This window comes from Gordonia marina, from assembly GCF_052036135.1.
GTDB lineage: Bacteria > Actinomycetota > Actinomycetes > Mycobacteriales > Mycobacteriaceae > Gordonia.
In genome coordinates this window covers 48906-66650 of the sequence record NZ_JBPSDN010000025.1, presented here as the reverse complement: position 1 = coordinate 66650, position 17745 = coordinate 48906, and the positions used below count along the sequence as shown (strand labels likewise).

18 protein-coding genes are annotated in these 17745 nt (G+C 70.4%); 16 read left to right on the top strand and 2 right to left on the bottom strand.

Annotation, left to right across the window (positions count from 1 at the left end; all coding sequences use genetic code 11):
- Positions 1-203: 203 nt before the first annotated feature.
- From ACSEEN_RS15535 to ACSEEN_RS15480, 12 genes are all read left to right on the top strand, one after another.
- The gene (locus ACSEEN_RS15535) at positions 204-1193 is read left to right on the top strand and encodes a zinc-binding metallopeptidase family protein (RefSeq protein WP_298441439.1); all 990 of its coding nucleotides are present in this window, start codon (positions 204-206) and stop codon (positions 1191-1193) included.
- Positions 1194-1225: 32 nt separating this feature from the next.
- On the top strand, positions 1226-2032 hold the full coding sequence (locus ACSEEN_RS15530; RefSeq protein ID WP_298441437.1) for a thymidylate synthase: 807 nt from the start codon (positions 1226-1228) through the stop codon (positions 2030-2032).
- A 20-nt stretch (positions 2033-2052) separates the two neighbouring features.
- Positions 2053-2556, top strand: a complete 504-nt coding sequence (locus ACSEEN_RS15525; protein ID WP_247863812.1) for a dihydrofolate reductase — start codon at positions 2053-2055, stop codon at positions 2554-2556.
- Positions 2553-3779 carry a winged helix-turn-helix domain-containing protein gene (locus ACSEEN_RS15520; protein WP_247863811.1) on the top strand — a complete coding sequence of 409 codons (1227 nt, stop codon included), beginning with the start codon at positions 2553-2555 and terminating at the stop codon, positions 3777-3779. The genes ACSEEN_RS15525 and ACSEEN_RS15520 overlap by 4 nt, the downstream gene beginning before the upstream one ends.
- Positions 3780-3822: 43 nt before the next feature.
- Positions 3823-4593, top strand: coding sequence for a class I SAM-dependent methyltransferase (locus ACSEEN_RS15515; protein WP_298441432.1), 771 nt, complete (start codon positions 3823-3825; stop codon positions 4591-4593).
- A gap of 50 nt (positions 4594-4643) precedes the next feature.
- Complete coding sequence (locus tag ACSEEN_RS15510; protein ID WP_298441453.1) at positions 4644-4991, top strand: helix-turn-helix transcriptional regulator; 348 nt, start codon at positions 4644-4646, stop codon at positions 4989-4991.
- Positions 4992-5060: 69 nt separating this feature from the next.
- Positions 5061-5468: a VOC family protein gene (locus tag ACSEEN_RS15505; RefSeq protein WP_440713661.1), complete on the top strand. Its 408-nt coding sequence runs from the start codon at positions 5061-5063 to the stop codon at positions 5466-5468.
- Positions 5469-5718: 250 nt separating this feature from the next.
- A complete protein-coding gene (locus ACSEEN_RS15500; protein ID WP_298441430.1) occupies positions 5719-6252 on the top strand; it encodes a hypothetical protein in 534 nt (177 codons plus the stop codon).
- 36 nt (positions 6253-6288) lie between these two features.
- On the top strand, positions 6289-6672 hold the full coding sequence (locus tag ACSEEN_RS15495; RefSeq protein WP_247863807.1) for a hypothetical protein: 384 nt from the start codon (positions 6289-6291) through the stop codon (positions 6670-6672).
- Positions 6669-7877 carry a CaiB/BaiF CoA transferase family protein gene (locus ACSEEN_RS15490; RefSeq protein ID WP_247863805.1) on the top strand — a complete coding sequence of 403 codons (1209 nt, stop codon included), beginning with the start codon at positions 6669-6671 and terminating at the stop codon, positions 7875-7877. The genes ACSEEN_RS15495 and ACSEEN_RS15490 overlap by 4 nt, the downstream gene beginning before the upstream one ends.
- Positions 7870-8790: a hydroxymethylglutaryl-CoA lyase-like TIM-barrel protein gene (locus ACSEEN_RS15485; RefSeq protein ID WP_298441427.1), complete on the top strand. Its 921-nt coding sequence runs from the start codon at positions 7870-7872 to the stop codon at positions 8788-8790. The genes ACSEEN_RS15490 and ACSEEN_RS15485 overlap by 8 nt, the downstream gene beginning before the upstream one ends.
- A 42-nt stretch (positions 8791-8832) precedes the next feature.
- On the top strand, positions 8833-9603 hold the full coding sequence (locus ACSEEN_RS15480; RefSeq protein WP_298441425.1) for an HAD-IIB family hydrolase: 771 nt from the start codon (positions 8833-8835) through the stop codon (positions 9601-9603).
- Here ACSEEN_RS15480 and ACSEEN_RS15475 read toward each other — a convergent pair.
- The gene (locus tag ACSEEN_RS15475) at positions 9600-10457 is read right to left on the bottom strand and encodes a tyrosine-protein phosphatase (protein WP_298441423.1); all 858 of its coding nucleotides are present in this window, start codon (positions 10455-10457) and stop codon (positions 9600-9602) included. The two genes, ACSEEN_RS15480 and ACSEEN_RS15475, sit on opposite strands and share 4 nt — an antisense overlap.
- 74 nt (positions 10458-10531) lie before the next feature.
- Positions 10532-10912, bottom strand: coding sequence for a VOC family protein (locus ACSEEN_RS15470; RefSeq protein WP_247863798.1), 381 nt, complete (start codon positions 10910-10912; stop codon positions 10532-10534).
- A 104-nt stretch (positions 10913-11016) separates the two neighbouring features.
- On the opposite strand from ACSEEN_RS15470, the gene thyX reads away from it, so the two are divergent.
- The 4 genes from thyX (at position 11017) to ACSEEN_RS15450 (ending at position 17558) form a co-directional block, all read left to right on the top strand.
- Positions 11017-11766, top strand: coding sequence for an FAD-dependent thymidylate synthase (thyX, locus tag ACSEEN_RS15465; RefSeq protein ID WP_247863797.1), 750 nt, complete (start codon positions 11017-11019; stop codon positions 11764-11766).
- Between the two features lie 39 nt (positions 11767-11805).
- Complete coding sequence (gene dapA, locus ACSEEN_RS15460) at positions 11806-12711, top strand: 4-hydroxy-tetrahydrodipicolinate synthase (protein WP_440713660.1); 906 nt, start codon at positions 11806-11808, stop codon at positions 12709-12711.
- On the top strand, positions 12711-14603 hold the full coding sequence (locus ACSEEN_RS15455; protein WP_298441417.1) for a ribonuclease J: 1893 nt from the start codon (positions 12711-12713) through the stop codon (positions 14601-14603). Before dapA ends, ACSEEN_RS15455 begins: the two co-directional genes overlap by 1 nt.
- A gap of 72 nt (positions 14604-14675) precedes the next feature.
- The gene (locus ACSEEN_RS15450) at positions 14676-17558 is read left to right on the top strand and encodes a DNA translocase FtsK (protein ID WP_440713659.1); all 2883 of its coding nucleotides are present in this window, start codon (positions 14676-14678) and stop codon (positions 17556-17558) included.
- Positions 17559-17745: the final 187 nt, after the last annotated feature.

Sequence of the window (17745 nt, the reverse complement as noted above, 5' to 3'; positions counted from 1 at the left end):
TGACCCTGACCACCGACACAAACACCGACTCGACGACGGAGGTGACCACCGATGACCTGATGCAAATACCAGCCTGACCACCACCGAAGGATCAACAACGAGTTACACCACTACTTGGGGCTTGACCGCTCGACGTCGCCGAGGGCCGGCTCCCCGCCTGATCGCGCCGTGCGCGGGGTCGTCGACCGTGCGAGTCTGGAACGGTGAAACGCTACTCATGCCGTCGCTGCGGCGCGGCGCTGTTCTTCGAGAACTCCATCTGCGTGACGTGTGGCTCGGCGGTCGCGTTCTCGCGCGCGGAACGCGAGATCGTGCCGGTCGACGACGGCTCCTACGTCGACGCGGACGGGCTGATCTGGCACGTCTGCGAGAATCTCGGACTGTCGGGCTGCACCTGGCTGGCGGAGGTCGCCGGTGGTCAGTGCTTCGCGTGCGATCTGACGCGGACGCGTCCGGCCGATGACGACGAGACCGGCATCGCGCAGCTCGTGGACGCCGAGCGCGCCAAGCGGCAACTGGTGGCCGAACTCGATACCCTCGGATTCCCGCTGGTCGGCAAGCGGGACGACCCGCTGAACGGACTCGCTTTCGACCTGCTGTCCAGTGCCGACGAGCAGGTGCTCATCGCCCACGCGGATGGAATCGTCACGATCGATCTCGCGGAGAGCGACGACGTGCACCGCGAGAAGGTGCGCGATCAGCTGGACGAGCCGTACCGGACGATGCTCGGGCACCTGCGGCACGAGGTCGGCCACTACTACGAATGGCAACTGGTGGAACTGGTCGGCGGCGGCCTGCTCGATCGGGCCAGGACGTTGTTCGGCGACGAGACGTCCTCGTATCAGGACGCGGTCGCGCGGCACTACGACGACGGACCTCCGCCGGGATGGGAGGAGACGTTCGTCTCGTCGTACGCGACGATGCATCCGTACGAGGACTTCGCCGAGACATGGGCGCACCATCTCCATATCCAGGACGCCGTGGAGACGGCCGTCGCGTACGGCCTGCTTCCGGCCCGGGAGGTGCGCAGCCGGGACTCCTTCCGGGATCTGGTGAGCCGGGACTGGATTCCGCTCGCGACGGCTCTCAACATGGTCAATCGCTCGATGGGCCTGCACGATCTCTACCCGTTCGTCCTGTCCGGGCCGATCCTGGACAAGCTGGAGTTCGTCGCGGCCCTGCGTCCGGTGTAGCGGAGGCCGGCGGATCGGTAGACTCGGTCGATGTGAGCACGAGGATCCCGACCCCGTACGAGGACCTGCTGCGGCAGGTGATGTCGACCGGTACACCGAAGGCCGACCGGACGGGGACCGGGACCCGCAGCATCTTCGGCGCGCAGCTCCGGTACGACCTCGCCGAAGGTTTCCCGCTGATCACCACCAAGCGTGTCCATCTCAAGTCGATCGTCTACGAGCTGCTGTGGTTCCTGCGCGGTGACTCCAACGTGCGGTGGCTTCAGGAGCACGGCGTCACCATCTGGGACGAGTGGGCCGACGCCGACGGCGACCTCGGCCCCGTCTACGGGGTCCAATGGCGCAGTTGGCCGACGCCCTCGGGCGCGCACGTCGACCAGATCCAGGCGGCGCTCGATCTGCTGAGATCCGATCCGGACTCGCGGCGCAACCTCGTCTCGGCGTGGAACGTCGGCGAGATCCCGCAGATGGCGCTGCCGCCGTGCCACGCGTTCTTCCAGTTCTACGTCGCGGACGGCAAACTCAGCTGCCAGCTGTATCAGCGCAGCGCCGACCTGTTTCTCGGGGTGCCGTTCAACATCGCGTCGTACGCGCTGCTCACCCACATGATGGCGCAGCAGGCCGGGCTCGGCGTCGGTGAGTTCATCTGGACCGGTGGCGACTGCCACGTCTACGACAACCACGTCGAGCAGGTCCGCGAACAACTCGCACGTGACCCCTACCCGTATCCGGAACTCGAACTGCGGCAGGCGGATTCGATCTTCGACTACACCTACGACGACGTCCGCGTCGTCGGCTACGAGTCGCACCCGGCGATCAAGGCGCCGGTCGCGGTCTGACGGCAGGAACGAGGAGAGCGGTGGACATCACGCTGGTCTGGGCGCAGGATCGCGCCGGCGCGATCGGGCGCCGGGGCGCCATTCCGTGGCGGGTGCCCGAGGACATGGCTCACTTCCGCGAGGTCACCGGCACGGGTGCGGTGATCATGGGGCGCAAGACCTGGGAGTCGTTGCCGGAGCGTTTCCGGCCGCTGCCGGGGCGACGGAACATCGTGCTGACCCGCTCGGGTGCCTTCACCGCCGACGGCGCGGAGGTGGCGACCGATCTCGAAGCCGCACTCGAGCTGGTCGGACGGGTCGCGGCGGTGATCGGCGGAGGCGAGATCTATCGCGCCGCCATGGCGCACGCCACGCGACTGCACGTCACGGAAATCGGGATGCTGGTCGACAGCGCCGATGCCTTCGCTCCCGAGGTCGACCTCGACACCTGGGAGCAGGCCCGGGTGAGCGACTGGCGACACTCGCGGACCGGCACGCTCTACCGCTTCCTCGAGTACCGGCGGATCGACTACACCGCCCGGTGACCATCGAACTCTCGCCGGCGCAGGCGCGCCGGATCGCGCTCGCCGCACAGGGATTCGCCGATCCGGTGCCTACCGGTCCGCCCACGCGCGCCCATCTGCGGCGGGTGCTCGGCCGCACCCGGCTGCTCCAGATGGACTCGGTCAACGTGCTGGCACGGGCACACTATCTGCCCGCGTTCAGCCGTCTCGGACCGTACGACGACGCGCTGCTCGACCGCGCCGCGTGGCGATCGACCGCCCGGGCACCCCGGCTCCTCGCCGAATACTGGGCGCACGAGGCCGCACTGATCCCCGTCGACGACTGGCCGCTGTTCCGCTGGCGCATGCGTGAGTACGCCGAAGGACGCTGGCGGCATACGCGAGAGGTGCTGGCGCGCAACGGATCTCTCGCCGACGACGTGGTGGCCGTGATCGCCGAGGCGGGTCCGAGCACGCCGCGCCGCCTCGAAGAAGCACTCGGGATCGAGCGGCCGTCGTCGCAGAAGGGCAGCTGGTGGGTGCGCGGCGAGGTGAAGCACCTGTGCGAGGCGCTGTTCGCCGGCGGCCGGCTCTCCGCGGTGCGCGACGACCAGTTCTCCCGGCACTACGACCTCACCGAGCGGGTCATCGACCCCGGTGTCCTCGCGCAGCGGATCTGTGACGACGATGCCCGGCGCGAACTGGTGCGCCGGGCGGCCGCGGCGCACGGTATCGCGACGGTGGCCGATCTGGCCGACTACTACCGCCTCAAGACGGCGCAGGTCCGCGGGGTGCTCGGCGACCTGATCGACGACGGCACCGTGACCGAGGTGTCCGTCCGGGGCTGGGCGGACCCCGCGTATCTGCACCGCGACGCACGCCGTCCCCGCCGCGTGCGGCGGTCGGCGCTCCTCTCGCCGTTCGATCCGCTCGTCTTCTTCCGGCCGCGTACCGAACGGCTCTTCGACTTCCACTACCGGATCGAGATCTACGTCCCCGAACACAAGCGCGTGCACGGCTACTACGTGCTGCCGTACCTGCTCGACGGCGAGCTGGTCGCCCGCGTCGACCTGAAGGCCGACCGTAAGTCCGGTGTGCTGCACGTACTCTCGGCGCATCGCGAACCGGGCGCCGACGCCGGACCGGTCGCCGAGACGCTGGCGGGTGATCTGCGGGCGATGGCGGACTGGCGCGGTCTGGGTGACGTCGTCGTGCATCCGCGCGGCGACCTGTCCGGGCCGCTCGCGGTGGCCGCCGCGCGTTAGCCTCGCCGAGCGGAGCTGTTGCGTCCGGCGTAAATTCTGGTTTGTGAACTGGTTCAGCACCGGGGGCGCCGGCTACGCCGAGCACCGCCCGACCTATCCCGCGAGGCTGGCGCGCCTGCTGGCCGAGGCCGCACCGCGCCGCCGTGTGGCGGTGGACGTCGGTTGCGGAACCGGACAGTTCACCGCGCTGCTGGCCGAGTACTTCGACACCGTGATCGGGCTGGACCCCAGCCTGGATCAGCTGGCGAACGCCGCGGTCCGGCCGGAGATCGAGTACCGCGCGGCCCCGGCGGAGGCGACCGGACTGCCCGACGGCGGTGCCGATCTGATCACCGTCGCCCAGGCGGCCCACTGGTTCGACCTGCCCGTCTTCTACGACGAGGTCCGGCGGATCGCCGCCGACGGTGCCGTGCTGGCGCTCATCACCTACGGGGTGGTGGAACTCGAGCCCGATCTGGCGCCGCGGTTCTCGCGGCTGTACACCGAGGAGATCGGGCCGTACTGGCCGCCCGAACGCAGGCATGTCGACAACCACTACGCCGATCTCGAGTTCCCCTTTCCGCGGATCCCGATCGAGGCGCCCGCCATCGAGCGGGACTGGACGCTCGACGAGTTCACCGGCTATCTGCGGACCTGGTCCGCGGTGCGCCGCGCGGAGACGGAGGGCGCCGACGACGTCGTCGAAGCCTTCGCCGACGACGTTCGCGGGGACTGGGGCGACGAGCACCGGCTGGTCCGGTTCCCGGTCACGGTGCTGGCCGGCGTCGTGCGGGACCGAGGTGCCCGGAACGGCGGCGGGGCGTCGGACGGGTGAGCCCGCAGTCACCGGAGACGCTGGCGCATCTGCGGCGGGCCCGCGACCTGATGGACCGTGACTACGCGCAGCCTCTCGACGTCCCGGCGATGGCGGTGCGCGCACTGATGTCGCCGTCGCACTTCTCGCGCGAGTTCAAGACGGCGTACGGCGAGACTCCCTACGGCTACCTCGTGACCCGGCGGGTGGAGCGTGCGATGGCGTTGTTGCGCGGCGGGTCGTCGGTGACCGACGCCTGCATGACGGTCGGGTTCTCATCGCTCGGGTCGTTCAGCAGCACCTTCACCCGGATCGCGGGTGAGACTCCGTCGGCCTATCGTGCTCGCCCGCACGACGGGCTCGAGGCGATGCCGTCGTGCATCACTAAGATCCTGGCCCGGCCGATGCCTCCGCGCTGAGTACGGCGTCCCGGCTTCGAGCAGGATTGGAGAAGCACCGCGCGGCCGACGGCCCCTACCGTGGGAGCCATGAGCAACGACATCGATCTCACCGTCACTCCCATCACCGTCGACGACGTCGACGCCGCTCTCGGCTTCTACCGGGACGGTCTCGGTCTCGAGGTGAAACTCGACGTCCCGAACGGCGAATTCCGTTGGGTCACACTGGGTTCGGCCGACTCGGAGTCGAACATCGTCCTGTCCGCCCCGGGCGCCGGCCGCTCGCCGGAGGACGCGGAGGCGCTGCACCGCCTGGTCGCCAAGGGCGTGATGGGGCCGTACATCTTCACCGCCGGTGACCTGGACACGGTGTTCAACCGGCTCGTCGACAGCGGCGCCGAGGTGCTGCAGGAGCCGACGGTCCAGCAGTGGGGGCCGCGCGACTGCGCCTTCCGCGATCCGGCGGGAAACATGATCCGGATCAACGCGGCCGGCTGACCTCGCGCGCGTCATCCGAACCCGAGCCCCGGTGATATGAGCAGCAGATCCCCGGGTTTGGTGACCACATGCTGGTCACGAACGACGGGCCTCCTCACCTGCCCCGTGGCTGGGGGATGATCCCCCGGGGCTGGTGACCATCGGCGGGTCACCAGTCCCGGATGTGCTCACGCGTCCCAGGTGTGGAGAGCAATCCCGGGGCTGCGCTGCCGACGATCGCCCGCCCGCGCCGACGGTCTACGGTTCTCCTGTGACCAACGACAATCCCGGTATGGAGATCCACGGCGCCTGGGGCGCGCTGCTGCCCGACGACACCCGCGCGCAGATGGCGGTGGTCGGCCGCGACGGCCGGCACGTCGTGATCTATCGCACCGGCGAGGACGACTGGGACACGCTCGCGGTCGCGTACGACGAGGAAGCCGCCAAGCGCACCGCCGACCTGGTCCGGAAGATGACCGGCATGCCCGAATACCTCCGGATCGGCGGAGAAGGGATTCTCACCGGGCTGGACTCGGAGCATCCCGGAGTGGAATGGGTGGTCCCGACCGCCGTCGTCGACGACCCGGACCCCATCGTCCGGATCACCGGCCCGGGCACCGATCGGCTCTGGGCGGTGCCGAGCACCGACGGCGAGGTCCTCGGTCTGCTCAACCCCGACGGCGACCCCCGCGAAATCGCCGAGTTCACCTCGGCCGGCGCTGCCGACGCGTTCATCGCGATGGTGGACGCCCTCTTCGCCCTCGCCGGAAGCCGCGGCTTCACCGAAGGACTGGGCGACGACTGAGCCTGTCCGCCGCCCGACCGCACTACGCTGGGCCCTGTGACTACCTTTCAGAAGGCCGCGCGACAGGTGAACAAGCTGGTGGCGCCGATGCTGAATCTTCCGCTGGTCGGGTCGCTCCTGCGCAGGTCGATGACCGAACTCACCTACACGGGCCGGCGCAGCGGTGAGACCTTCCATCTCGTCGTGAACTACACCCGGCGCGGCGAGGACGAGATCGTCGTCGGCGTGGCCATGCCGGACCAGAAGACCTGGTGGCGCAACTTCTCCCCGGAACCCGGCCCGATCCTGGTGAAGCTCGACGGGACGCAGCGGCCCGGGACCGCCGTCGCCAAGCGCTCCGACAAGGGCACGAGCGTGCGCATCATCTTGCAGCCCCTGGGAATCACCGACGCGGAGGACCACCGCGGGAGCGATCTGTGACCGACCGCCGACTGCCCCTCGAGGGTGTCCGCGTCCTGGAGCTCGGCAACTACATCGCCGCGCCGTCGGCCGGGCGACTGCTCGCCGATTTCGGCGCGGAAGTGATCAAGATCGAGCGGGAGAGCGGCGACGAACTCCGTAACTGGCGGCTCTACGCGGGCGAGACCTCCATGCTCTTCCGCACGCTCAATCGCAACAAGAAGTCGATGGTCCTCGACCTGCGCACCGAGGACGGCCGCGACGACGCCGCGCAGCTCGCCGCGCAGTGCGACGTGGTCCTGGAGAACTTCCGGCCGGGCACCCTGGAGAAGTGGGGGATCGGTCCGGACGTGCTCAGCGCGGGCAACCCGGACCTGATCTTCGTCCGCATCTCGGCCTTCGGACAGACCGGACCGTACTCCGAGCGTCCCGGATTCGCGGCGGTCGCCGAGGCCTACGGCGGCTTCCGGGAACTGATCGGCGACCCCGACCGCCCGCCGGTGCGCACCGGCGTCTCCATCGGGGATTCGATCGCCGGACTCTACGGCGCCTTCGGTGCGGTCATGGCCCTGTACGACGTGCTGCGCCGCCGGGACGCCGCGGAGGAGCCGCTGCCGCTCGCCGACCGGATCGTCGACGTCGCGCTCCACGAAGCGATCTTCTCGATGATGGAGTCGCTGGTCCCCGACCTCGGCGCCTACGGGGTGAAGCGCGAGCGCACCGGCGGCCGCATGCAGGGGATCGCCCCGTCGAACGCCTATGTCTGCGCCGACGGCTATTCGGTGGTGATCTCCGGCAACGCCGACGGCATCTGGCCCCGCTACATGGCGGCGATCGGCAGGCCGGATCTGGCGGCCGACCCCGGTCTCGCCGACAACGACGGCCGCTGGAACAGACGCGACGAGGTCGACGACGCGATCGGCGCCTGGACCGCCCGGCACACGCGCGAGGAGGTGTTGTCCGCGATGGAGGCGGCCGGCGTTCCCGCGGGCCCGATCTACACCGCGAGCGACATCGTGGCCGATCCGCAGTACAAGGCGCGCAACATGATTCAGGAGTTCGACGTCGACGCCGGGGGTGCCGGCCCGACCCGGGTCGGTTTCCCGGGGATCGTGCCGGTGCTGGGCGGCGCGTCGTTGCCGATCCGCTCACTCGGACCGGAGATCGGTGAGCACACCGACGAGATCCGCGCCCGGTTCCTCACCGCGGAGCGCGGCGATGAGTGAGCCGGTCCTGCGCGATGTGACACTGCGTGACGGACTCCAGCTGACCGGAAAGCTGCTCGACACCGCGTCGAAGGTGCGTCTCGTCCGGGCCCTCCTCGACATCGGGATCCCGGAGATCGAGATCGGTTCGATGGCCCGCGGCGATCTGGTCCCGCCGATGGCCGACAGTCTCGACGTGATCGAGGCGCTGACCCCGGCCGAACTCGAACGTTGCTGGGTATGGGTCGCCACGCCCCGGCACGTGGCGAAGGCGGCCGCCGCCGGGGCCCGGAACTTCTCCTACTGCTTCTCCGTCTCCGACGCGCACAACCGGGCCAATCTCGGCCGGAGCACGCAGGACAGTCTCGCCGCGCTCCCGGCCGCCGTCGAGCACACCGAGAGCGTCGGGGGCAACATCGAACTCACCCTCGCGACCGCCTTCACCTGCCCGTTCGACGGCCCCGTCGATCCCGGGCGGGTGCTGGAGGTCGTCGCCGATCCGCGCACCGAGGGCACGTGCGACGTAATGCTCGCCGACACCCTCGGGCAGGCGTACCCGCGCCAGGTGCACGACCTGTTCACGGCGGCCCGGCCGGCCGCCGGAGCGCGCCGCCTCGTCTTCCACGGCCACGACACCTGGGGCCAGGGTGTGGCCAACTCGCTGGCCGCGATCGACGGCGGCGCGGCGATGATCGACGGCGCCCTCGGCGGTCTGGGCGGCTGCCCGTTCGCGCCCGGCGCCAGCGGCAATACCGCGACCGAAGACCTCCTGTTCGCACTGCGCCCGGCGTACCTCACCCCGGAACGATTCGCGCGGGCCGTCCGGGCGGGCGAGGAACTCCTCGCGGAGCTGGGGGAGACCTCACGCTCGAAGGCCGCGCAGGGCGCCCGATCCAGGGCCGGGGCGTTCGGCTGGGTGATCGCGGAGTCGTAGCTGCGTCGGGCCCGACCGGCGTGTCTGGCTATGCTGACCGGCATGACTGACGGAGTGACCCACAACGGCAAGACCTATCAGCTGGTCATGTTCGACCTCGACGACACCCTCGCGCCGTCGAAGACGGCCATGAGCGACGACATGGTCGGACTGTTCCGCGAGCTGCTCGGCACCAGCCTCGGCTGCATCATCTCCGGCGGCCAGATGGGCCAGTTCTCCAGCCAGGTCCTCGACCGGCTCGGCGAGTTCGACGACCGCGGCAACCTGCACCTGATGCCCACCAACGGCACCCGCTACCTGCGCTGGGAAGACCCGGAATGGGTCACCGTCTACGCCGAAGACCTGTCCGACGATCAGAAGGCGCGCGCGCTCGCCGTCGTCGAGGAGGGCGCCCGGGAACTCGGCCTGTGGGAGAGCGAGACCTGGGGCCCGATCCTGGAGGATCGGGGCAGCCAGATCACCTTCAGCGCACTCGGGCAGGCCGCGCCGGTCGACGCGAAGGCCGCGTGGGACCCCGACGGCCGCAAGAAGGAGTCGCTGCGGGCCTACGCCGCCGGGCGACTGCCCGACCTGGAGGTCCGCAGCGGCGGCTCCACCTCGGTCGACATCACCGCCAAGGGCATCGACAAGGCGTACGGTGCCCGCCGGCTGATGGACATCCTCGGCCTGGACACCGGCGACATCCTGTTCTTCGGCGACCGCCTCGACGAGGGCGGCAACGACCGGCCGGTGATGGAACTCGGGATCGACTCGATCCCGGTCCACGGCTGGGAGGACACCTACGCGAAGCTCTCGGCCATCGTGCGGGGCTAGACCAGGAGCTGGCGGCGCAGGGCGGCCAGGTCGGTGTCGGACAGCTTGAGGCCGACCTTCAGGTAGCGGTCGAAGGTGCCGTAGCGGGCCTTGACGGCGCTGTACGAGGTGTTGAGCAGTCCCATGTTCACGCCGTTGAGCGGGTCGTTCGCGCGGGCGTGACGGTAGTGGTTGCTGGCCAGGTAGTCGGCGTTGATCGTCGCCCGGTCCACCCCGAGGATGGTCAGCAGCGTCACCGCGACCCAGCCGGTGCGGTCCTTGCCCGCGGTGCAGTGGAACAGCGCGGTGCGGCCCTGCGCGGTGGTGTTCTTGATGGCGATCAGGGTGTCGCGGATCTCCCGGCGGGCCTGCGCGTCGTTGACGAACGCGGAGTACGCCTGCGGCAGGTCGATCAGCGCGAGCGGCGGCACCCCGCCGAGTACGTCGGCCGACATCCACCGCGCCCCCGGCACCGGTCGGTCGGGCTGGATCTGCCGCTCGATCCCGGTGCGCAGGTCGACCACCACACCGACCTTGCGCGCGGCGAGTCTGCGCTGGTCGGACGGGGTGAGCTTGGACAGATTGTCGCTGCGCAGCACCAGATTGTTCACCACTTTGCCGCCGAGTCCGCGGTAGCCCGCGAGCAGCCGGGTGTTGTCGGTGCCCGCCAGGCCGATCTCCCGGCCCGGCACGATCACCTTGTTCGGCAGGGTGACGGTGGTCCACGACGCCGCGAGCGTCGCCGACGGCTGCGCGGCGGCGTGCGGGGCGAACGCGATCGGGGCGAGGGGGGCGAGGAGAGCTCCGGACAGGGCCACCGCGGCGATGCGGTGAGAGGAGCGCAGGCGGGTTCGGGTGCGAGCAGTGTGCGTCATACCGGGGATTCTCGCGCACCGGGGGCGGCGGTGCGCGCCCGCCACCGAGAATTCATCCGCCGGTCCCGGCCGGGTCATGCCAGGTTGAGCTGCCACGAGACGCCGAACCGGTCGGACACCCAGGCGAAGGCCGTGGAGAAGCCGTAGTCGCCGACCGGCATCAGCACCCCGCCGCCGTCGCCGAGGGTCGCGGCGAGCCGTTCCAGTTCGGCGCGGTCGTCGACGGCCACGAACAGCGACATCGACGGGGTGAAGTCGAAGGCGTGCGGGACGGCGCTGTCGCTGACCAGGACCCGGAGTCCCGACAGATCCAGTTCCGCGAGCTGCACGCCGGTCGCCGGGTCGGCATGCGGGACCGCGGCGACCACCTCGCCGTCGAACACGCCGAGGTAGAAGTCGATCGCCTCCTGGGCGACGCCGTGCTGGAACATGAGGAAGGGCCGGATCGTCGACATGCGCTCAGGGTATGGGGTCCGGTGCGACGCCGGCCCGCCGTCGGGGACAATGAGCCCGGGTCCCGCGTCGAGTCCGGGGCGGAACACGAAGGAGGCGTCGCACTGTGGCGGAACTGGTCCCGTTGAACGTGCAACTGGTCGCATCGACCACGTTCGACATCCCGGACGTGCCGTGGGCGACCGACGCGGAAGGCGGCGAGGCCCTCATCGAGTTCGCCGGCCGCGCCTGCTACGAGAGCTGGGACAAGCCGAACCCGCGGACGGCCAGCAACGCCGGCTATCTGCGGCACGTGCTGGAGGTGGGGCACACCTCGCTGTTCGAGCACGCCAGCGCGACCTTCTACATCACCGGTATCTCCCGGTCGTGCACGCACGAGCTGATCCGGCACCGCCACTTCTCCTACTCGCAGCTCTCCCAGCGGTTCGTGCCGTCGGGCGACGCCGACGTGGTCGCCCCGCCGGCGATCCGCGGCGACGCCGAACTCGAAGCGCTCTTCATCGCCGCCACCGATGCGAGCCGGGCCGCGTACAACGAACTGCTGGCCGGGCTGGAGGAGAAGTTCGCCGACGTGCCCAACGCGATCCTGCGGCGCAAGCAGGCGCGGCAGGCGGCGCGGTCGGTGCTGCCGAACGCCACCGAGACGCGGATCGTGGTGACCGGCAACTACCGCGCGTGGCGGCACTTCATCGGGATGCGGGCCACCGAGCACGCGGACGTCGAGATCCGGCAGCTCGCGGTGGAGTGTCTGCGGGCGCTGCAGGGGCTGGCGCCGACGGCCTTCGGCGACTTCGAGATCAGCGAACTGGCAGACGGTTCCGAGGTCGCTACCTCGCCGTTCGTGTTCGAGGGCTGACGGTCTCGCCGCCGGTGGGGGTGCGGTAGCGTAATCGGCATGAATTCGCCTGCTGCCGGGGGAGATACCGTGCCTTTCGGAACCAATGCCGTCGCCATGGTCACGCCGTTCGATGCGGAGGGCAAGGTGGATCTGGACAAGGCCGCCGAGCTCGCGGACCACCTGGTGACCGGCGGCCTGGACGCGTTGGTGGTCTCCGGAACCACCGGCGAATCACCGACGACGACGCCCACCGAGAAGAACGACCTGCTGCGCGTGGTGCTCGACGCCGTCGGCGACCGCGCCCGGATCACCCAGGGCGTCGGCAGCTACGACACCGCCGAGTCGGTCCTGCGCGCGCGGGAGGCCGCCGAGATCGGGGCGCACGGGCTCCTCGTCGTCACCCCGTACTACTCCAAGCCGCCGCAGCGGGGCGTGCTCGCGCACTTCCGGACCATCGCCGACGCCACCGACCTGCCGGTGATGCTGTACGACATTCCGCCGCGTTCGGTGATCCCCATCGAGACCGAGACCATCCTGGCGCTCGCCGAGCACCCGAACATCAAGGCCGTCAAGGACGCCAAGAGCGACCTGCACGCCGCGCGCAAGATCATCACCCAGACCGACCTGCAGTACCTCAGCGGCGAGGACGCGCTCAACCTGCCGTGGCTCGCGATCGGCGCGGTCGGCTTCGTCAGCGTGATCGGGCACCTGGTGCCCGGCCGGATGGCGGCACTGCGCGACGCGGTGGCCGCCGGCGACCTGGCCACCGCCCGCTCGCTCAGTGACTCGATGGCGCCGCTGGTCGACGCGATGGGTCTGGTCGGTGGCGTGACCATGGTCAAGACCGCGCTGCGTCTCACCGGATTCGACGTCGGCGACCCGCGCCTGCCGCAGGTGCCGGCCACACCCGAGCAGATCGAGCAGATCCTCGGCTACCTGCGCGCCGCCGAGGTGATCGCCTGATGACCGGTCCCGGCCGCAGCAGCCGTCGTCGTGCCGGACGCAAGGCGGGCCCGCCCGCCGAGTCCCGCCCGGCGGCCGAGAAGCCCACGCAGGACAAGCCGCACCCGGCCGCCGAGGCGGCCACCGGCATCGGCGTCACCGGCGACCTGATCGAGCGGCTGCCCGATCCGCCGGCGCTGGCCCCGAACGGGCTGCGCATCGTCGCGCTCGGCGGCATCGGCGAGATCGGCCGCAACATGACCGTCTTCGAACTCGGCGCCGGGAGCGGAGCGAGCGGGCCGGATGGTGCAGACGGGCGCCTTCTGATCGTCGACTGCGGGGTGCTGTTCCCGGAGGATCAGCAGCCCGGTGTCGACCTGATCCTCCCGGACTTCCGGTACATCGAGGACCGGGTCGGCGACATCGACGCGATCGTCCTGACCCACGGGCACGAGGACCACATCGGCGCCGTGCCGTTCCTGCTCCGGCTGCGCGCCGACATCCCGGTCGTCGGCTCCAAGTTCACCCTCGCGCTGGTCGCGGCGAAATGCCGCGAGCATCGGCTGCGTCCCAAGCTGATCGAGGTCCGGGAGGGCGACCGCCAGCCCTTCGGGCCCTTCGACTGCGAGTTCTTTGCGGTGAACCACTCGATTCCGGACGCGCTCGCGGTCGCCATCCGCACTCCGGCGGGCCTGGTGCTGCACACCGGCGACATCAAACTCGACCAGTTGCCGCTGGACAAGCGCCTCACCGACCTGGCCGGCTTCAGCCGGCTCGGCGATGAGGGCGTCGATCTGTTCCTGGTCGATTCGACCAACGCCGAGGTCCCCGGCTTCGTCACCCCCGAGCGCGAGATCGGCGGGGTGCTCGACACGGTGATCGGCAAGGCGCAGCAGCGGGTGATCGTGGCGTCGTTCGCGAGCCACGTGCACCGCATCCAGCAGATCGTGGACGTCGCGCACCGGCACGGCCGCCGCGTCGCCTTCGTCGGGCGGTCGATGGTCCGCAACATGCAGATCGCCCAGGACCTCGGCTATCTGGACGTCCCGGAGGGCGTGGAGGTCGACATCGACACCGCCGCGGCCCTGCCCGACGACAAGATCGTCCTGGTCACCACCGGCTCGCAGGGCGAACCGCTGTCGGCGCTGTCGCGCATGGCGCGCGGCGAGCACAGGCAGATCAACATCCGCGCCGACGACCTCGTCGTGCTGGCGTCGTCGCTGATCCCCGGCAACGAGAACTCGGTGTTCGCCGTGGTCAACGGTCTGGCCAAGCGGGGAGCCACGGTGATCACCCAGCAGAACGCCAAGGTGCACGTCTCCGGTCACGCGTCGGCGGGCGAGTTGCTGTACCTGTACAACGCGGTGCGGCCGTCGAACGCGATGCCGGTGCACGGCGAATGGCGGCACCTGCGGGCCAACGCGGCGCTCGCCGAGGCGACCGGGGTGCCGTCCGACCGGATCGTGCTCGCCGAAGACGGTGTCACGGTCGACCTGATCGACGGCCGGGCCCGTATCTCGGGCAAGGTGCCGGTCGGCTTCGTCTATGTCGACGGCAATTCGGTGGGTGACGTCGGTGACTCGACGCTCTCGGACCGCCTGGTGCTCGGCGAGGGCGGCTTCATCTCGATCACCGTCGCGGTCGACGAGCACACCGGCCGGGCGGTCAGCACCCCGCAGATCTCCGGTCGCGGATTCTCCGACGATCCCGATGCGCTCTCCGAGGCGGCGGCACTGGTCGACAAGGCGCTCGACGAGCTGGCCAGCGAGGGGGTGACCGATGCGCATCGGATCGCCCAGGGCGTCCGCCGCACGGTCGGCCGCTGGGTGGCGCAGAAGTACCGGCGCCGGCCGATGATCGTGCCGACCGTTCTGGAGGTCGAGTCGGCCGGGCAGCAATTGCCGCGAGAGTAACAACTTCGACACGGCCCCGACGCGCCTGAGGCGGGTGTGACTGGTGTGGCGCAGAGGCACTAGGCTGAGCGCATGGCTTCTCAGGCAAGCACGCGTAGCTCCGCGCCCGCATCCGGACGTGGCGGTGCCGGCTCCCGCTCCCGCGGCACCCGGTCCACCGCCGCCGGGAGCGGTGGGGGAGCGCGCCGCGCAGCGCCGAAGACGGCGTCGTCGGCCCAGCGCCGCGCGGGCGGCCGGGCGCCGGCCCGCACCCAGCACTCCCAGGATCTGCACCGCGGGCCGTCGACGCTCGGCTCGGTCGGCCGGGGTATCGGCCGCGGCGTCGCCGGTGTCTGGAATCTGACCGCCCGCGGCCTCGGCGGCGTGGCCCGCATCGGGCTGGCGCCCCAGGTGGATCCGGAGGACCCGGATTCGCTCATCGAGCCGATCCGCTCACCCCGGCGCGATGGCGCCGCGCTCGCGTTGACCCTGGTCGCTGCCGTGGTGATCGCCGGCTTCTGGTTCGGGGTGCCGGGTGCGATGGGTGCCTTCGTGGAGGTTCTGGTCCGGGCGGCCATCGGGTCGCTGGGCTATGTGCTGCCGGTGGTGCTGCTCGGCATCGCGGTCGCCCTGATGCGCTGCGGGCCGAACCCGTCGCGCCGGGTGCGCAACGTCGGCGGCGGTCTGCTGCTGGGGCTCTCGGCCCTCGGGCTGGCGCACGTGCTGCTCGGATCGCCGACCGAGTCGGTGGCCCGGCGCGGTGCGGCCGGCTTCTTCGGCTACGCCGTCGGCACCCCGCTGACCCAAGCCGTCACCCTCTGGGTGTCGGTTCCGCTCTTCGTGCTCTGCGGCCTCGGTGGGCTACTGCTGCTCAGCGGCCGGACGCTCCGCGAGGTGATCGACGCGACCGCGTCGTACCTGGGCATCGGCGCCTACCGCGGTCTCGAAGACGAGTGGGACGACGACTACGACGAGGACGACGCCTACGACGAGTACGAGGACGACGAGCCCGACGAGGAGCCCGCCCCGGCGCGGTCCCCGCGGCCGGCCCGCCGCGCGCGCTCGGTCGTCGACGACGACCCGGACGCCGAGGCCGACTGGGGCGACCCGTACGACAACTATCCGCCCGACGAGCGTCGCCGTCCGGTGGCCCGTACTCGTCGCCCGGCGCCCACCGGCCAGACTCCGGCCGCTCAGTCGCCGGCCGCACCGTCCCGGCCCGCCCGCCGTCCGGCACGACCCACCGCGGGTGCCGACCGCGACGCCCATCTGGCCGACCTGATGACCGAGCCGTTGCTCGACGCCGCGGTGTCCGAGCTGGTCACCGAGCCCATCGATCCGCCGACACCGGCCCCGGCCGCCGAACCGGTCCGCCGTCCGGCGGCCCGCCGGCCCGCGCCGAATCCGGCGGCGGCGCCCAAGCCGGCGCCGAAGCCGCGGCCCGCGCCGGTCCCGGCGCCGCGCGCCGTGGACGCGGGGGACTACCAGCTGCCGTCGACCGATCTGCTGATCCACGGGGATCCGCCGAAGCTCGGCAGTTCCGCCAACGACGACATGATCGACCGGATCAACGGGGTGCTCGAGCAGTTCAAGGTCGACGCCGCGGTCACCGGTTACACGCGCGGCCCGACCGTCACCCGCTACGAGGTGGAGCTCGGCCCCGCGGTGAAGGTGGAGAAGATCACCCAGCTGCAGCGCAACATCGCCTACGCGGTGGCCACCGACAACGTCCGCCTGCTCGCGCCCATCCCGGGCAAGTCGGCGGTCGGCATCGAGGTGCCCAACGCCGACCGCGAGATGGTGCGGCTGGCCGACGTGCTCACCGACCCGGACACCGCCGACGACCCCAGCCCGATGCTGATCGGCCTCGGCAAGGACATCGAGGGCGACTTCGTCAGCGCGAACCTCGCCAAGATGCCGCACCTGCTGGTGGCCGGTTCGACGGGCTCGGGCAAGTCGAGCTTCGTCAACTCGATGCTGGTCTCGCTGCTCACCCGGGCCACCCCGGAAGAGGTCCGCCTGATCCTCATCGACCCCAAGATGGTGGAGCTCACCCCTTACGAGGGCGTCCCGCACCTGATCACGCCGATCATCACCGAACCCAAGAAGGCGGCCGCCGCGCTCGCCTGGCTGGTGGAGGAGATGGAGCAGCGCTACCAGGACATGAAGGCCTCGCGGGTGCGGCACATCAACGACTTCAACGCCAAGGTGCTCTCCGGCGAGATCACCACGCCGCTCGGCAGCGAGCGCGTGTACAAGCCGTATCCGTACATCCTGGCCGTGGTCGACGAGCTCGCCGACCTGATGATGACCGCCCCGCGCGACGTCGAGGACGCCATCGTCCGCATCACGCAGAAGGCCCGCGCCGCCGGTATCCACCTGGTGCTGGCCACCCAGCGGCCGTCGGTCGACGTGGTCACCGGTCTGATCAAGACCAACGTGCCCTCGAGGCTCGCGTTCGCGACGAGTTCGCTGACCGATTCGCGCGTCATCCTCGATCAGCCGGGCGCGGAGAAGCTGATCGGCATGGGCGACGGCCTGTTCCTCCCGATGGGGGCGAACAAGCCGATCCGCATGCAGGGCGCGTTCATCACCGACGAGGAGATCAACGACGTCGTCGAGTTCACCAAGGAGCAGTCCGAGCCGGAGTTCGTCGAGGGCGTGACCAGCGCGAAGGCCGGTGACAAGAAGGAGATCGACGCCGACATCGGCAACGATCTGGACGACCTGCTGCAGGCCGTCGAACTCGTCGTGTCCAGCCAGTTCGGCTCGACCTCGATGCTGCAGCGCAAGCTGCGCGTCGGGTTCGCCAAGGCCGGCCGCCTGATGGATCTGATGGAGACGCGCGGCGTCGTCGGGCCCAGCGAGGGCAGCAAGGCGCGCGAGGTGCTGGTGAAGCCGGAGGACCTGGCCGGGGTGATCGCGTCGATCACCGGCGGCGGCGGTGACGAGGACGACGAGCAGCCCCCGTTCTGACGTGAGGTAGACTGGTCCTCACGATCAGGAGGGGAGTATCCCCTTCACGACGCTCTCGTCAATACGGCGGCGTGGGCCCGGAGTGCCGATCACTCCGGAACCGCGGCGCCCGGGACGTCGGTCCGCCTCGGGCGGACGGGAGAGACCTCCAGCATCGCTTCCTTTGTGTTGCGCGCTGGAGGTTCGG

Bases quoted from the DNA above. Each gene is read 5' to 3' on its own strand.
- ACSEEN_RS15510 (WP_298441453.1), top strand. From the start codon at position 4,644: ATGGACCGTGACTACGCGCAGCCTCTCGACGTCCCGGCGATGGCGGTG.
- ACSEEN_RS15505 (WP_440713661.1), top strand. From the start codon at position 5,061: ATGAGCAACGACATCGATCTCACCGTCACTCCCATCACCGTCGACGAC.
- ACSEEN_RS15485 (WP_298441427.1), top strand. From the start codon at position 7,870: ATGAGTGAGCCGGTCCTGCGCGATGTGACACTGCGTGACGGACTCCAG.
- ACSEEN_RS15480 (WP_298441425.1), top strand. From the start codon at position 8,833: ATGACTGACGGAGTGACCCACAACGGCAAGACCTATCAGCTGGTCATG.
- ACSEEN_RS15475 (WP_298441423.1), bottom strand. From the start codon at position 10,457: ATGACGCACACTGCTCGCACCCGAACCCGCCTGCGCTCCTCTCACCGC.
- ACSEEN_RS15470 (WP_247863798.1), bottom strand. From the start codon at position 10,912: ATGTCGACGATCCGGCCCTTCCTCATGTTCCAGCACGGCGTCGCCCAG.
- dapA (WP_440713660.1), top strand. From the start codon at position 11,806: ATGAATTCGCCTGCTGCCGGGGGAGATACCGTGCCTTTCGGAACCAAT.
- ACSEEN_RS15455 (WP_298441417.1), top strand. From the start codon at position 12,711: ATGACCGGTCCCGGCCGCAGCAGCCGTCGTCGTGCCGGACGCAAGGCG.
- ACSEEN_RS15450 (WP_440713659.1), top strand. From the start codon at position 14,676: ATGGCTTCTCAGGCAAGCACGCGTAGCTCCGCGCCCGCATCCGGACGT.